Raw genomic sequence first — 16183 nt, forward strand, 5'->3', positions numbered from 1 at the left:
AGGGCCATCACTTCAGACCTCATCCAATGAGGACCGTCAAGATGACTCAAGCGTGTAATCTATCTCTCTACAAATCGCGAGAAAAAAATGCCTCTCTTTGTCCTGAACCCATAACTGAGGGTTTACTTTTCCTAAATTCTCTTGATTGCTTTCTGTAATTATATTAAGCTAAAATTTGATTTATTGTTGGGCAACTGAAACGGCATCAAGAGTAGAAGGCTATCCATCTTTTGTGAAAACAGTGTTGTATCTAACTTGTATTATTACAAGACAGATATTTGAATGACAACAAATAATCAACTTGATTTTAGGAAACTATAATTAGAGACGCTAATATATTTTCATTATTAACGACTAATTCGCGTTATAAATTTGTGGAATCATTTTTGTCTTACGAGATGATCGAAGAATCTAGACGCTTCGGTATCTTGGTGCGTCGTTACGATCTGTTAGGAGAAGATCATGATTTAATGATCGAAGCAATCCGGTCTGATTCTCCTGATTTAGCCATAGTAAGAATACCTACTGTCCGGACAGACCTGATAAGGAAACTCCAGTCGCTTTTTAGTGATGTAGTGATTGGAGACTGCTTGGTCGTTTATGAACGAGACAATTTTAAGTTGGGGATACCAGGAAGTCTTAGGAATGCTGGATTCAGATTGAAAGAATCAGATAGTGGCGACGTCAAGACCCTGGACCATATGAATGCATCTGTTTTCAATGGGTATCGTAACCACTATTCGGCTAACCCCAGGCTAGAGAGATTTGATTTAGTTGAGGCATACAGCGAATGGACTCGATCTCACGTTGACAGCCCCCCTTGTAAATGCTTTCTGGCGCTGTTGGATAATGATCCCTGCGCTTTCTGTGCCGTGAGAATTGACCATCCTAGATCTATGATCGATTTGAACGGAGTGATGCCTGAGTTCAGAGGACGCGGCATATATAGCGACTTACTCAAATCGATAATCAAGATTTTTATTGATGAAGGATGTTCTTATGTGACCATTTCTACTCAGGTTCAAAACCTCGCCGTTCAGCGAGTCTGGGTCAAAGAAGGTTTTTTTATGGTCGGTTCATATTTTACCGTGCATTTGAATATTACCTAGTCAATTAGAAAATTTCAGGCCATGAATTTATTAAATATGCTCTACAACTTGCCGTCTATTTCAAATTTAAGATGCAAATCGGTATTGGTACATCGATGTCATATTGCATTAGGGGTATCTCGGTAGTAGTCCCGGTTTACAACAGCGAATCTGTCTTGAAGAGTCTTCTTGATAGGTTACATCCTGTTCTTGAGTCAACTGGCCGCTTATATGAAGTTATATTGGTAAATGATGGGAGTTCGGACAAAAGCTGGCCTATGATCCAAGCTGAATGCGCTTCAGAAGATTGGATCAGGGGCATAAATCTTATGAGGAATTACGGTCAACACAGCGCCCTGCTGTGCGGCATTAGGGCTGCCAGGTACGACATCACCGTGACAATGGATGATGATCTGCAAAACCCACCGGAAGAGATCCCGAGGCTTCTCATGGCCTTGGGCAATTATTGTGACGTAGTCTATGGCGTTACCCACGAACCGCACCACGGAACATTGCGCAAGCTCGCTTCCATTTCCGTAAAATTCTTTATTAAAAAGGCCCTAGGAGCTGCAATACCCTATAAGGCCAGCTCGTTCCGAGTTTTTCGTACCCAATTACGAGAGACGTTTAAAGATTATAGCGGCCCAGATGTATCTATAGATGTTTTGCTAACATGGGGGGCCCGGAATCTGTCATCTTTATCTGTCCGCCAGGATCGGCGCTTGGCTGGACGTTCCAATTATACTTTCGCTGCACTAGTAGGTCACGCATTAAACATGATCACTGGTTTTAGCAGCCTGCCGCTCAGACTTGCTAGTTTATTAGGTTTTGCTTTCATGTTGTTCGGGATTGCCGTATTGATTTATGTTCTCGGCCGTTACTTCATTCAAGGCGCCATTGTGCCTGGCTTTGCGTTTATAGCCTCAATAATTTCGATATTTGCGGGAGTTCAATTATTTTCATTGGGGATCATTGGAGAGTATATTGCCCGAATACACTTTCGTACCATGGACCGGCCACCATATTCTATCCGCGAAGAATCGTCTCCACGTAGCAAACCTTGCTTATCCTCCATGGATGGTTCACACGGGGATTCTTAGGCGCTTGTTCAAGAAATGATCGGAATCAACTAGCTATTTCAGTCTATTTTAGCCAAGAGGTAGAAATGCTTGACCCGCTGAGCGAGATACCTTTTAACAAACCTTCAATAGTTGGTAATGAAATATATTATATGGCTCAAGCTGTGATAAAAAACGGTCACATCTCGGGAAATGGGCCCTTCACAAAAAAATGTGAGCAATGGTTGGAAGATAAGTTGGGATGTCGGAGAGCCCTTCTGACACATTCGTGTACCGCAGCCCTCGAGATGGCGGCTATGCTGTGCGAAATTAAGCATGGTGACGAGGTGATTTTGCCATCGTTCACTTTTGTATCAACCGCAAATGCGATTGTGTTAAGGGGGGGGGTCCCTGTTTTTGTTGATATCCGTCGAGACACGCTAAACATAAATGAAAATTTTATCGAGAAAGCCATAAACTCTCGAACTAAGGCCATTGTGCCTGTTCATTATGGCGGGGCTCCGTGTGACATGGCTACCATAATGAGCATTGCCCATAAGCATGATCTTTGGGTTATCGAAGATGCAGCTCAGGGGCTTCTCTCGTCGTATCAAGATCAAAAAATCGGTACAGTGGGCCATATCGGCTGCCTGAGCTTTCACGAGACCAAAAATGTGATTAGTGGAGAGGGGGGGGCTCTACTGATTAACGATGAGCGTTTTATTGAAAGAGCGGAAATAATAAGAGAGAAAGGTACAAATCGGACTCAATACTTTCGGGGCCAGGTCGACAAATACACATGGTTAGATATTGGGTCTTCCTATCTTCCCAGTGACCTAATTGCGGCCTTTCTTTTTGCTCAGCTTCAAGAATGTGGTCGGTTGGTGGAGGCCAGGAGAAAACTAGCGGAATATTACGGGCAGGCATTACTCCCTTTGGCAGAGAAAGGTTTTTTTGAATTACCTTCATCTGAAAGAGTTTTTGCCGGAAACGGGCACATTTATTATATTTTAGTCGGCTCACTTGGTGAGAGAGATCAGCTTATCAAGTTTTTGAAAAAGAGACGGATAGCCACTGTTTTTCATTATGTTCCTCTTCATTCCTCTCCTGCTGGGCTGAAATACGGGCGCGTTTCCGGAACTATGGACGTCACCAATGATGTTAGTGACCGCCTCCTGCGATTGCCGCTCTACTACGAAATGACTTCGGAAGCAGTGAATAGGGTGGTCCAAAGTATTACTAACTTTTATAAGACGGTGGGGCGGAAAGAAAAGGCCTCCGCTTGAAATCGCTCATTGTGAGCAGAGTAACATTATCCGTTGTCTACTATGCAGCTCTTGACTGGCCTGCTCGTGTAATTTAAGCACTTGTGAACCCAATCATGATCAAGACAAAAAAATACTTCATCTTCGGGGCTGTTTTCTTTGGACTTTATATTGTTGGGTTGGTTCTGATACTGACCTATGTTTTTCCTGTTCGCCCTAGATTCGCTTCCATCTTGTGCTCAATATGGGATGTCGTAACGCTGTTACCATCTACATTATTCTTTTCTATTTGGCTCATCTCGACTTTTTCAGGCAGATTCAATAAATCAATCGACAATCTTTCTAAGCTGTCAATTGGCAATAAGACAGTGATAGTTTGTTTGACGCTTTCCGCTGTGATCATAATTAGTTTAATCGTTTTTGTCTTCCAGGGCCAGCCTGCGGTAGATGATGAAGAGGCATACCTGTTTCAGGCAAAAACTTATCTTACCGGTCGACTGGTTCTGCCTGTTCCACTCGCGCCCAATTCGATTTCCAGAACTTTCATGATTATCAATTGGTGTTGGACAACCAGATATCTCTGGGGACACCCTATCATTTTGGCTATTGGAATGGTTGTTGGTTCACCATACATAATAACGGTTCTGATGGCTCTTGGCTCGATCTTGTTACTCTATCTGGTTGGATGTCAAACAACATCGAAAAAAGAAGCGACAATAGCAGCCATTTTGATGGGATTATCACCATTTTTCCTGTTTGTCTCAGCGACACTTCTAACTGGCGTTTCCATGTTGTTCCTTCTTCTGCTTTTTATTCTAGGCTGGTTTCATCTAGAAAAATGCCCTAGGGTCTTATTGGCGCTTGGAATGGGATTCTGTTTGGGTTGGGCATTTACGATACGTCCTTTGACAGCTATTCTTTTCGGGGTACCTTTTGCTGTGATGGCCATGTGTAAAACATGGTACGATCCAAAGAACTGGCTCCCTCCTTCTTTGAGCTTAGCATTGGGCGGCGGGATGGTGCTACTATCAGTATTCGCTTACAATGAATTGGTTACTGGAAATCCCCTCACATTTCCACATTTCTACTACAATCCTATGGAACGCCTCGGATTTGGACAGAGAACCAATGGCTTGTTCACCCCGTTCCATGCTCTAATTAACCTATTCAAAAGCCTCATTCTGGTCAATTCCTGGCTGTTCGGCTGGCCTATTTCGTTACTGCCGATCGGCGCCGTGATGTCGTTGAGAGGAATTATGACCTTTGGCCCAACAACGAACTTCACTAGTACATGGAGTTTCGACCTATCGTGGAAGTCCTCGGACACGCTTTGGGTTGCTATAATATTTAGCGTCTGCTTCGGGTATTTTTTTTACTGCTGGTCTCTCTCCATCTTGACTATGCCGATATATTATTATGAATTGTTGATCCCATTATGTCTTCTTTCGGCAAAAAGTTTAATGGTTCTCCATACGTTTTTCTCTAACACGAAATTATCTCAACTGCGAACATTTGTTCCCGTTTTCTGTGGGCTTTCTTTCATCGGAAGTTTTCTTTTTTTCATCCCATTCAAAGCTGTTCACATGCGTGAAACATACAAATCATACAGAGCGCCCATCGAACTCGCATGTAGCTCCATAAAAGAAAAGGCCTTGGTTTACGTAGGTATCCGTAAACCTTCGAGGGCCCCTATGCAAAGCCTACCATATCCATCTCCTGAACTGGATGATAAAATCCTTTTCGTGTTTCTCAAAGACGACTACACCAATAAAGAGGCTAACAAAGTTTTTGCGGACCGAACCCCTTATCTCCTCTATTATGACAAAGATACAGAAACGTACACTATGCAAAAGCTTCCAAAATCAAACCCGTTTGATCAAATCAATTTGAGGGATAACATTAGACAGGAAAAAATATCAGGAAAAATTGTACGACCATGACATCCCTTCAAAGAGTCAAAACTGGAATTGTGGAGAATTTCAAAGGATTTTTGCGATGCCTAAATGGGAAAAGTCAATTTACTACGCTTTAATCGTTTTTTCGATAGTCGTTGGAGTTTACGAGTTAAATGTGTTTCGACATTTCATGGTGGACGACGCATTCATAAGTTTACGTTATGTAAGAAACGCTCTTGAGGGACATGGCCTAGTTTACAACATTGGTGAACACGTTGAGGGTTTCACGAGTCCATTATACATTTTGTTGACTTACATTCTCGGACGTTTTGGTTTAGATCTCGTCCTGGTCTCCAAGATACTGGGAGCATTGTCGTTCCTGCTGATTCTCGGATGTTTATGCATATGGGGTTCAATTAGAAAAACAGGTCAATTTCTTGATCTGCCCGCATTTGTATTAACATTTTCAATTGTAGTCACATCTTTCTCGCTCACTTTTTTCGCTATTACAGGCATGGAGACCGCGATATTTTCCTGGCTGACGTTGCTGGTTTTTCTTGACGCCACCCGTTTTGAAATCACTTTTAGATCAATTTTCTTAATATTTATTGCATTTTTGTGCAGACCGGAGGGAATTACTTTTTTGCCATGGATCATGTTGGCAATATTTTGTGTCAGGAGAACAGATAACCATCTAGCTGTCAGGAATATGAAAAGCATTCTTCATTTTAGACCGAAAGAAATTTCGGCTATTTGTGTTTTCTTGCTAGCTGTCGCAATATTCGAATTTGTACGTTGGATGTATTATGGGGAAATTCTTCCTAATACATTTTTTGCTAAAGCGCCGTGGACCATGGAAAGCGGAACTGTTCATTGGAGTCTGAAGGGTACGGGTTCGATCATTTATTTTTTTTCCGCCGCCGGCGGTGTGCTGGGGACTTTGCTCTTTCTGGCCGCCCTTTTCCGCAAAGGTAGCTCTTCGGGAATTCTGCTATTGGTATCGGCCTTGACGCTATCCCAACTATTTTTTCAGAAATACGCCGGAAGTGATTGGATGATCGGATCACGATATTTCATTCCCGTTCTACCCGTCTGGGCTATTGGCTTAGGTATTTCTCTCAGCGTCTTGGACATCTTAAAACCGCTTTTCTCCACTACACGGTGCATTGCAGTCAGTGGAATGGTAGTTATGGTCGCCACGATGAACTATTCAGATACCAATCAATTTCTCCGTAACATTCAGATTTATCCCAATAATGTGCAAACTTCCATAGGACTTAGACAAATTGGTAGTTGGATCAAACAAAATGTGCCTCCGGATTATCGTGTCAGAAACTGGCGCATCGGCGCTATCGGATATTACTGCGATAACCCAATTATTGACACATGGGGATTGGTCGACAAAGAAGTTGGAAGATTACGGTTCCATGCGTCGTCGCAAGATGAGGGGAACAGGCTGGTACAAGCTTATGTCGAAAAGATAAGACCAGAGATTCTAATTACCAAAATTGCTACTGGAGAAGAAACTCCAGAAAAAGGCTATCATTTGATTCACGAGGGACGAAATGGGAGTGAGATACTTGGCGTTTGGGTAAGAAACGACCTAACTGGAACCATCAAACAAACATCTGAGCCTGACAAATGATTTCCTGACAAAGGGGCAAAACGAAGAGTAATTGTTAGACCTACGAACCTTACAAAATCAAATGCTTTTCTCGAAGGTATTTTCGATCTGGGCATTAATCTTCGATTTCAAACAAGATTTGACAGCTCTGAATTTACCATTCGGTTCCCTCTCAATTTCAGGAACGTATAAACATTCTACTTCTAGAGCTGGACTAATCCATTTCTTAATCTCGTTCAAAATATATTTCTCGTCCGCTTCGCTATATGTTGATCGTTTAACTATATACAACTTTATTGCTCCCAACTTTTCCTGAACGACCTGGGCTTCAGAACAATTTTGAGAGTCTTTAAAAATATAATCAAACCTCATGATTCTACGGCCTTCCGGGGTTACTACGTAATCATCTTCCCTGCCTTCAATTTTCACTAACAATTTGGACTCTCTTCCGCAAGGGCAGTGAATATTAGGCTCTTCCCAAATTCCTATGTCTCCGACTTCATATCTGATAAACGGGAACTCCGGGCACGTAAAACCGGTGCACACTATCTTGCCCTTATAATGTTCGTCATCTATCGTCTCAGGCCCCAAACACTCTATTGCGCCTAATTCAAAATCCTCGTGATAAAAGCCGTCCGGGCATTGGGAAGCGTTCCCGCAACCTTCAGCGAATCCATATTGATCCGTTATTATAGCCCCAGTAAAATCTTCCAGGAACTTCTTCTGGAAATCCAGCGTATTTTCACACCCCATAAATATTACCCGGGGAGGACTCTCCAGACGTAGGCCGGCTTCCGCCGCGGTCACCGCAAAATTGTGAACAATAGAAGGATAGGCGGTGTAAAACTCAAAGTAATTCTCATTAAGGAAATCAACTATATGTGATATCTTTGAGGGTGTAATGTGCTGCATGTTGATTACCACCTGACGCATAGGGTTTATCCAGCGCCAAAATGGTGGCTTGTCTTGCTCTGCGGGTGTAAGGAGTTGAGCGCGAAAGTTTACGTGCCAGGAATCGTTTGTCATGCCGAACCGATGCCTGTGTCTCCACCACAAGGCCCACTGGAGTGATTCTGTTTCAGGGTTCACGTAAAAGTGTAAGCTCTTGCCAGTTGTTCCACTTGTGTGCCGAAACAAAAGTTTCTTCTTGTCGGTTTTTCGGGAAATGAATTTCTCGAGATTATTTCTAACATCTTCTTTTTTGAGGGTTGGAAGTTTCGGTAAGTCACTTATATGTTTGATGTCCGATGGACGGAGATTCAGTTGGTCCATCAGTTCTCGATAATACTGCACGTTGTCGTAGACTTCCTCGATAAGATTACTCAATCGCTCGTTTTGATAAGCTTCAATTTCTGAAGCCGACCATTTTTCTGACTCAAGTAGCCACTCAAGTTTTTGAAAAAAGTTTTGATCATACGTATTACGAACAAAATTGTAACCATAGAGCCAGCATGCTTTTGCTTGCAGCCATACGGGTAGGCGTCTGTATAAGAAAAATAGTGGGTGAGAACTCACTTTTACGCTTTATTGAAAGAAATGAATTTATCTTACACCAAGTATATCCAATAATTCAGGATTATGTTAGTATTTGCAAGATAAATTTTTATTCCGTCACTCCTTCAGACCTTATCAGGACAAAGCCATGCCCAGCCCAGCCCTTTCCAAAAAGTTAGTCAATTATTTCAGGGAAACCCTCAGTCTCTTGCCCGCCAACTATCAAACAATAGTCAAGGGGCTCTTGAGCTATCTGCCTGGAGTATATTCATTTGTGGATCAGACCCGCTCAGCGTCGGCCCGCTTCTGTTATTCAGTGTGGATGCGACACCTCGTGATTTCATGGGAATGTGGTGGTTTGAAACGCTTCCCCAACTCTTTACTGGAGCTTGGGCCGGGAAGCTCATTTGGGGTTGGGCTGGCCGCAATGCTTTCAGGGACTAATCAATATTACGCTCTCGACGCAATAAAATTTACTGATCTCAAGACTAACCTGGAAACTCTGGATGAGTTGGTCAGGTTATTTAAAGATCGAGCCTCAATACCTCATGGAGATGAATTTACTACCGAAGTTCGTCCTCCTTTGCAGACTTATGAATTTCCGACTCACATACTTGATGACGACCATCTTGAGAAATGCCTGCGACCAGAAAGGATTCAGCGTATTAGAGAGGCATTGAAAAAGGTTTTCTCCGAATCCCCCATGGATAAAAATGATGAAATCTGTTTTTTTTACCTCGCGCCGTGGTCTGATCACAGAGTTGTTCCTCAAGGCGCTGCGGACATGATTTTATCCAATACCGTCCTCCAATGTGTAGACAATCTGAAACAGGTTTATGAGAGTTTCAATTATTGGCTCGCGCCGGATGGCTTCATGACCCATAACATCGACTTCAGTTCATACGGCGCTACAAGAGAGTGGAATGGACATTGGGCATGTTCGAAACTTGAATGGTCTCTTATGAGGGGTAAGCGCCCATACCTTATTAATCGTGAGCCGTATTCGACACATATCAATTTTTTGAAAGAGCTACGCTTCAAGATTGTCTGTGACATCAAGTTTACGACCAAATCCGGAATAAAGCGTGAGGAGTTGGTGGAAGAGTTCAAAAATATGTCTGATGATGATCTTTATACTTCCGGAGCGATGCTTCAAGCGATTAAGCGGTTGAGCTGATTTTCAATCCGTCGCTCAGATCTGTAATTTCCGTTGGATTTGATGAGTTTTGTTCATTTTGGAGGTAGACTTGAAAAATGGAATGAAGCTAATCAAGACATCGATTTTCAGCGGATTGTTGGCTTTCATCATTGTGTGCGCCAGTGAACTTACTACAAGGGCTACTACTTACCATGTTGACGTAAATACGGGTGACAACAGTTTCCCTGGCACAGAAGAAAAACCTTTCCGGACTATCAACCAGGCTTCCAAAGTGATGGAACCGGGGGACAAGGCTATAATCCACGAAGGGATTTACCATGAGCAGATAATGGGCGGGAAATCCGGATTGCCGGACGCCCCTATAACTTACGAGGGCGTTGACTGGGATAAAGTCATTCTTAGAGGATCCGTCACAGTTAAAGACTGGAAGAAAGTTGGGCTGGTATGGTTCAAGGTTGGGTTGAAACCAATCACCAGGCAGAACCTTTTTGTGATGGTTGACGAAAAATATAAGCTCAAACAGGTGGAAAAGCCTCATGGCATGCCTGAAGGCAGCTTTTGCCTTGACGCAGACAGCAATTATTTTATCAGGCTCGCTGGAGACGCAAATCCAAACACTGATCACGTCGTGGATGTTTATGAACTGGATCTCGGTTTCAACGCAGGCGAACGTTACGGAGGAACTGCGAAGAAATACATTGTCCTGCGGAACATGACACTCGAAAAGTATGGTTCGTATGGAGTTTCAGCAGCGCCCAATCAACACGAACAAAATGCCCATTGGGAGCTTGATAATCTGAAATGTCAGTTTAGCGCTTGTGGAGTTTTTTCAGCCCTGGATGACTGGTATATTCATGACTGCCAATTCTTGCGAAACGCCATTCACGGATGTCAAATTGATGGATCCAGAGTCAGGTTTATAAATAATGTCAGCAATGAGAATGAGTTTTTCGGGCATTCAGGTTACGCAGGCGCAGGGCTGCTGATAGGCCCTAACCCGTGGGCTAACTCTTGTGAAGTCAAAGGCAATACATTCAAGGATAACGGCTACTCCGATGGATATGGATGCGCTATTTATCTGGAAGGTAGATCTCGGGACAACATTATAGAAAACAATTTTATAGAAGGTGGAACACACGCCGGAATATGTTTCTATGGTTCATCCAACAACAAAGTGTTCAATAATGTATTGGTTGATATTGCTCCGAAGAACACCTGGGAGCTTTGCGCAGCCTTTGTAATCGCCCATAGCCGTGAGGGAGCGCCGACTCAATCTGTAGGCAACTTGATCGCCTTTAACACGGTTTATCGATGCTCCTCCCCTATTGCTCTTTCCAAACCCGAAAGTTCAATACCGGAAAATCAGTTGAACCGATTTGTTGATAACGTTTTTTCCTATTGCCGACGCATTCTTCCCAAACCTTCCGCTCAAGTGGCTGAATTGAAAAATAACGCCTGGTTCAGTTGCCCTGAAGGGCATCAAAAACCGGCTTCAAACTTTGAACAGTCTGCAAGAAGATTCTATGAGGAAAGACTGGTTTCAGGAGTAGACTCTCTCGATTCTAAGCCGATAAGAGGCACGGATCCTTTGTTGGAAAATCCATCTGCGAAAAATTTCACGCCATCCAAAAATTCGCCTTTAGTGGATAAAGCTGTGCCCCTTGATTCTGTCAAGACCGATGTTCACGGAATTACGAGACCGCAAGGCGCTGCGCCGGATATAGGCGCTTATGAGTTACCGCAATAGATTGTTTCCTGAGAAAATTAAACGCCTAAAAGTCGCTTGAATTTTTGTATGTTTCCGGGATATGAAGACTTCGGATTATTAATCTGTAACTGTATATCTGAGTGGACGTCCCATGAAAATTATAGGTTGTGTTGGTCTGGTTTTAGTATTGTTAATGTCTTCCCCTCTCTTGGGCCAGGAAATACCGTTTATTGATCTTCTGCATCCCCCGGACGAAAAAGACATCACGGAGAGCACTCTCTTCAAATTGAGCAAAATGTTGAATTACTCGGACATGTATTTAGTCATACGGATCAGAGATAACCTGCCGGTTGGATACGCCCCATGGGACAGGATTAACAGGCGTTACACGCTGTTCAACATGCACGGAGAATACAGGGGGTTTATCCAGGCCACAATCGGTCAGCAGTTTATCAAACATCGTCGAGAAGACATCTGGTATCAATATTACACGCAATATCTTTTCTATTTTAAAGACAATATCTATAGAGGAGTGATGATCGCATCGTTGGGAGGAAGACCAAAGACTGAAATCCTTCCACTCGGTGAACTCGGCGGGAGTCTTGATCTGTATCCAATCGGAAACATTCCCATCCCCAAACCTGGGCCTCAACTCTTCATAGACCCAGCCAAGAGACCCATGGGAATAGACATATCAATTGTAAACCGTTTGCGTTAGAACCGTTTTTGGGGTGCACCCAACGTCTGAAAACATATGACTCTTGAATCCAAGAAAAGCCTGCTAAAGAATACTGTCGCTCTATCCATACCTAGCGCTGTTAATCCTTTCGTGTCACTGGCCCTGGTCTACGTCATTTCGAGGAAGCTCGGGGTCGAGGGCATGGGTCAATATTCGGTTTTGTTCTCCTACTTGAATATTTTTACAACTATAGCCTCACTAGGTTTGGGGGGCTTGATAGTCAGAGAAGTGGCTCGGAGACCTGAAGATCAGGGAGTTCTTACTTCTAATTCGGTCCTTTTTGGTATTTTTTCGAGTGTCATCGCTATGGTCATCATGGACCTGGGCGTTTCTTTGCTAGGTTATGATAGGGAATTGTATCTGGCTTTTCTGTTAGGATCAGTTTCCATAATCCCTGCAAGTTGCGTGCGTTTCCTCGAATCTACCTTTCGAGCCGTTGAAAAATCGGAGTTCATAGCGCTTGAGCAATTTCTTGAAAATATTTCAAAAGTGCTTTTGTGTATCGCCGTGGTTCTGACAGGTTATGGGATCATAGCTATATCCGCCGTGACTGTGCTGACAAAATTTCTGGCCTTGGGAGTATTGGCGTTTTTCTACTTCAAGGTGATCGGCAATTTTGCCATCAAATTCAAGAAGAGTGTTTGGAGCTTGCTTCTTAAACAGGCTCCGGTGTTTATGGGGATCGCTATTTGTTCAACCATTCATTTGAACATAGATACAATATTACTCTCCAAACTTTCCGGCGTGATTTCGGTGGGAATCTACAGCGCGGCTTCACGAATCAACCAGATGACAGTAATCGTTCCTATGGCCTTTTCAATGGCAATGCTGCCCATTTTTTCGAGACACTTCGGATATGGTCTGGAAAATCTGAGAGAAAAGACCGAGCTTTCTCTTCGTCTCGTCCTGATTGTCTGCTTGCCTATGGTTGCAGGAGTAATTTTGCTGGCGGACAAAATTATTTTCCTAATCTATGGATCCAAATTTGAGCAATCAATCTTGATTCTCCAGTTAATCGCTCCATTCCTGATTCCGTACAGCATAATCCTCATCCTTGCTCAAACTCTCATAGCCGCCAATTATCAGAGTATAGACCTTAAACTTAACATGGTAGCGGCGGTACTGGCGACGGTCCTGAATTATGTACTGATTAAACCGTATGCCGAATACGGAGCGGTAATGGCCAATATGGCGACAATCATAATATTTATGGCTCTTCAGCTTTGGTTTGTTTTGAAGTTGCTGTTCCCGCTGGATTTTAGACGAATCTCCACGAAACCCATTTTAGCGACGATTGGCATGTCGTTTGTTACATACATGGCGCGTGACATTAATTTTTTGTTGAACGTGACGCTTTCCGCAATCATGTATTTTGCGTTCCTGTTTTTAGTAAAAGGACTGTATCCTGAAGAAATCACAATCTTAAAAAATATAGGACAAAAAATTGGACAGCACTGCTTTAATTATTTCCGGCGCTCCCCGTGACTCGGATTCGGCCTATCAGTATAGAATCAGGAAGTTTGGAGAGTTGCTCATGGAGCGCTCAATAGACTGCGATTTCTTTTACACCCCTGAAAATAAACCTCTGAGCAAAGTCACGACTTCATCGCTGTTCATGCCGTCGTACCTAAATAGATTAAGGAAATATAAGTTTTTGTATTGTGGCGCGCCGTTTGTCGGACAGGCTCTTTGTTTCTGCCATACTATGATTCCCGGCGTGATTACTCTCGACATGCACGGGGATGACATAGGTCAATCGGCCCAAGCCAATCAGCTTCTTAAAAGGGACCCAAAGGCCGGCCCCTCTTTAATGGTGAAACTGCAGTATTCAATGGCGTTGCGTTCCTCAGACTTTATTCTGACACAATCGGAGTGGCACAAATCAGACTTGGTAAAGGCCGGTATAAAACCTGATCGAATTAGTGTCATAAGAAACGGGGTAGACCTGGATTTGTTTCAACCCTTGCCGCCCGCTGAGAATCCCCAGTTTACATTTGGTTACGCCGGTGAATTTCAGACATGGCAGGGAATTGATGATCTGATATCAGCCTTTGAGCTTGTCTCCAACAAGAACGCAACTATGGCGCTGATAGGCTTCAGGCCCACAGACCAAAAATTAAAACTCAGCTTTGCGGAAAAGTTTGGATCCAGGGTTACACTCGTTGATCGGACTGACAGAAAGACAATGCTTGATTGGTTAAGTCGCGCGTCGATTCTGATTTCACCAAGACCGAATCATGTGGCATCCAGGGCCGCCTTTCCCGTTAAATTCGCTGAATACGCGGCGCTAGGAAGACCAATTTTGGTCAACGCTGTGGATGAGACTGCGGATTTTGTCAGAAAATATAACTGCGGTTTCGTCTGCGCGCCGCCGAGTCCAACAAATCTGGCTCAAACCATGGATGTTGCGGCCTCGAGTTCGCGGGACACATTGATTCAAATGGGGCTTAGATCCCGTAGAATGGCTGAAGAAAATTTTTCGTGGCCCAAAGTAGGAGATGGTTACGCAAGCCTTGTTAAAAGCCTCATTGATAAAAATCACTCTAAAGAACTCAAAGCAAGCGGAATTTTCAGCCGATAATTATCTTTTTTTGTACAAATTAAAACCGGAAGTCTTCATCATAGGAACTTCCGGTTATTCTGGCTTTGCTGATATTTTGCTATCGGATCACATACCGGACCAGTGCTTCTTGTTACCAAAAGCGAGCCACAGTATAGCTGTTCCGACGGAGACTAAAAACAGTACCTCCATGTCCCTCACCTCCAACAGGAGAAAATATAACCGGCTTTTATATTATGTCAATAAGAAAATTAACGCGTTTTCATGCGCTTATGAAAAAATTACAGTCGTCCTCCCATTGATTCCACGTAGCCGGTGAGTTCCACGTAACCACTTCCGTGAACAACATGCCCATCCATGGTTCCTGTAATCTTTACCGCGCCCTCCCAGTAACTTGTTCCTGTACTCTTGTTGGCGGTGAGTTCCTGGTCCTTTACAGCAGGAGCTATTCGTAGGCTGAGCTTCTTATCGGGGATTTCTATAACCCACTCCGACGGATACCTTGCTTTTGATCTAGGACTAACCCATGAACCTGAAGATCTGATCTGTATTGAATCACCCGACAAATGAGTTGGCAATCCGGAATTGTCTACAAATGTCGCAAAAGGTTTTTCGAAAGAACCATCTTTTTTACGGAGATGAAAGGCCATCAGATCAACCCCGTTGTCTAGCTGCAAGCTGAACCAGTCCCAGCCTACCTGTCCGGTATTAAGTATGGACGACCCAAATTCATGGTCCATCCACATTAAACCTTGTACTTCATGTTTACGCCCTTCAAATGTTAGAATCCCTTTGGCTCTCAGTCTGGTAAACGAATAATAGTAGGAAGCCTGGTCCGGATCATTCCCTTTCACGCTGAGACCGCTGTCGCCATGCAATACCACAGGCTTTTCGGGAGTCAGGGTTAATTTAATGGAATAATCCCCTTGCGCCGCGTTCAACAGAATGTCTCGATCTTGTTGTGAGGCTCTCCAATCTTTCACGTGTACATCCAGGCGATCACCGGCGGCTCCAGCTAAACCAGGGCCTTCTCTAGACATAAGTTCCGTATGAAAAAATTTGTCCGCGCCAATATCCGTAATCGCCAAGTGGGCCGGGTACAAATCCCTGACCTCCCAAGCTGATCTTTCCTTGCCCATTTTGTTGAAAAGAGTCCGTCTGAAAAATGTCAACTGTGTTCCCCAATGATTATTTTTCGAAACAAGGTTTCCCGTAAAGTACCACCACTCCGTCTGAAAACCCGGATGTTTTCCATGATCTTTAGGAAACTGTAAAACTATTCCGGGAACCGCCTTTTCAAACGAACTGCAGTATGCGAATTGAACCAGACCGGTGAAAACTAAACTTTGCAGAGTCAGGGACACGAACCATTTGTATAAAAATCTCATAATCACCCTTTAAGGAAATTGATATGCGCTATTCTTTTTTTAAATGCTGCTTTTCTCTTGAAACCATCACAGAGATTGAGTTGACTAAAGGCATAAGGCCTCTAAGCTCTTTATCTTCCTTTTTTCGCTTTTGGCCCAGAACGTTGGCCATGTGATGCGTCACGCCAATTGAATCTTATCGATCCAGCTTTTGTAAAGGAGTTTT

Annotated in this window: 12 protein-coding genes; 10 read left to right on the forward strand and 2 right to left on the reverse strand. The window is 43.5% G+C overall.

Features of this window, described 5'->3' with window-relative positions; all coding sequences use genetic code 11:
• The first annotated feature begins 386 nt into the window (after positions 1-386).
• The 5 genes from WC647_08215 (at position 387) to WC647_08235 (ending at position 6951) form a co-directional block, all read left to right on the forward strand.
• Positions 387-1109 carry a GNAT family N-acetyltransferase gene (locus tag WC647_08215; GenBank protein MFA6222285.1) on the forward strand — a complete coding sequence of 241 codons (723 nt, stop codon included), beginning with the start codon at positions 387-389 and terminating at the stop codon, positions 1107-1109.
• A gap of 95 nt (positions 1110-1204) precedes the next feature.
• Complete coding sequence (locus WC647_08220) at positions 1205-2188, forward strand: glycosyltransferase family 2 protein (GenBank protein ID MFA6222286.1); 984 nt, start codon at positions 1205-1207, stop codon at positions 2186-2188.
• 65 nt (positions 2189-2253) lie between these two features.
• Positions 2254-3432: a dTDP-4-amino-4,6-dideoxygalactose transaminase gene (rffA, locus tag WC647_08225; GenBank protein ID MFA6222287.1), complete on the forward strand. Its 1179-nt coding sequence runs from the start codon at positions 2254-2256 to the stop codon at positions 3430-3432.
• Positions 3433-3527: 95 nt separating this feature from the next.
• A complete protein-coding gene (locus WC647_08230; GenBank protein ID MFA6222288.1) occupies positions 3528-5351 on the forward strand; it encodes a glycosyltransferase family 39 protein in 1824 nt (607 codons plus the stop codon).
• Positions 5352-5406: 55 nt separating this feature from the next.
• Entirely contained in the window at positions 5407-6951 is a 1545-nt protein-coding gene (locus tag WC647_08235) for a hypothetical protein (GenBank protein ID MFA6222289.1), read from the forward strand.
• A 57-nt stretch (positions 6952-7008) separates the two neighbouring features.
• Here the strand turns inward: WC647_08235 and WC647_08240 are convergent, their stop codons facing one another.
• Positions 7009-8445: a hypothetical protein gene (locus tag WC647_08240; GenBank protein MFA6222290.1), complete on the reverse strand. Its 1437-nt coding sequence runs from the start codon at positions 8443-8445 to the stop codon at positions 7009-7011.
• 127 nt (positions 8446-8572) lie between these two features.
• On the opposite strand from WC647_08240, the gene WC647_08245 reads away from it, so the two are divergent.
• The 5 genes from WC647_08245 (at position 8573) to WC647_08265 (ending at position 14611) form a co-directional block, all read left to right on the forward strand.
• The gene (locus tag WC647_08245; protein ID MFA6222291.1) at positions 8573-9601 is read left to right on the forward strand and encodes a hypothetical protein; all 1029 of its coding nucleotides are present in this window, start codon (positions 8573-8575) and stop codon (positions 9599-9601) included.
• Positions 9602-9671: 70 nt separating this feature from the next.
• Positions 9672-11330 carry a choice-of-anchor Q domain-containing protein gene (locus WC647_08250; GenBank protein MFA6222292.1) on the forward strand — a complete coding sequence of 553 codons (1659 nt, stop codon included), beginning with the start codon at positions 9672-9674 and terminating at the stop codon, positions 11328-11330.
• Between the two features lie 112 nt (positions 11331-11442).
• Positions 11443-12009, forward strand: a complete 567-nt coding sequence (locus WC647_08255; GenBank protein ID MFA6222293.1) for a hypothetical protein — start codon at positions 11443-11445, stop codon at positions 12007-12009.
• A 36-nt stretch (positions 12010-12045) separates the two neighbouring features.
• Positions 12046-13515, forward strand: a complete 1470-nt coding sequence (locus tag WC647_08260) for a flippase (GenBank protein MFA6222294.1) — start codon at positions 12046-12048, stop codon at positions 13513-13515.
• On the forward strand, positions 13475-14611 hold the full coding sequence (locus WC647_08265) for a glycosyltransferase (GenBank protein MFA6222295.1): 1137 nt from the start codon (positions 13475-13477) through the stop codon (positions 14609-14611). The genes WC647_08260 and WC647_08265 overlap by 41 nt, the downstream gene beginning before the upstream one ends.
• A gap of 260 nt (positions 14612-14871) precedes the next feature.
• On the opposite strand, the gene WC647_08270 is transcribed toward WC647_08265, so the two are convergent.
• Positions 14872-15978 carry a lipocalin-like domain-containing protein gene (locus WC647_08270; protein MFA6222296.1) on the reverse strand — a complete coding sequence of 369 codons (1107 nt, stop codon included), beginning with the start codon at positions 15976-15978 and terminating at the stop codon, positions 14872-14874.
• Positions 15979-16183: the final 205 nt, after the last annotated feature.

This window comes from Desulfomonilaceae bacterium, assembly GCA_041662605.1.
Lineage (GTDB): Bacteria > Desulfobacterota > Desulfomonilia > Desulfomonilales > Desulfomonilaceae > CAJBEZ01.

What these genes read in the sequence shown, in the direction of transcription:
- WC647_08220 (MFA6222286.1), top strand. Translation starts at nt 1,205, where the DNA reads ATGTCATATTGCATTAGGGGTATCTCGGTAGTAGTCCCGGTTTACAAC.
- rffA (MFA6222287.1), top strand. Translation starts at nt 2,254, where the DNA reads ATGCTTGACCCGCTGAGCGAGATACCTTTTAACAAACCTTCAATAGTT.
- WC647_08230 (MFA6222288.1), top strand. Translation starts at nt 3,528, where the DNA reads ATGATCAAGACAAAAAAATACTTCATCTTCGGGGCTGTTTTCTTTGGA.
- WC647_08235 (MFA6222289.1), top strand. Translation starts at nt 5,407, where the DNA reads ATGCCTAAATGGGAAAAGTCAATTTACTACGCTTTAATCGTTTTTTCG.
- WC647_08245 (MFA6222291.1), top strand. Translation starts at nt 8,573, where the DNA reads ATGCCCAGCCCAGCCCTTTCCAAAAAGTTAGTCAATTATTTCAGGGAA.
- WC647_08255 (MFA6222293.1), top strand. Translation starts at nt 11,443, where the DNA reads ATGAAAATTATAGGTTGTGTTGGTCTGGTTTTAGTATTGTTAATGTCT.
- WC647_08260 (MFA6222294.1), top strand. Translation starts at nt 12,046, where the DNA reads ATGACTCTTGAATCCAAGAAAAGCCTGCTAAAGAATACTGTCGCTCTA.
- WC647_08270 (MFA6222296.1), bottom strand. Translation starts at nt 15,978, where the DNA reads ATGAGATTTTTATACAAATGGTTCGTGTCCCTGACTCTGCAAAGTTTA.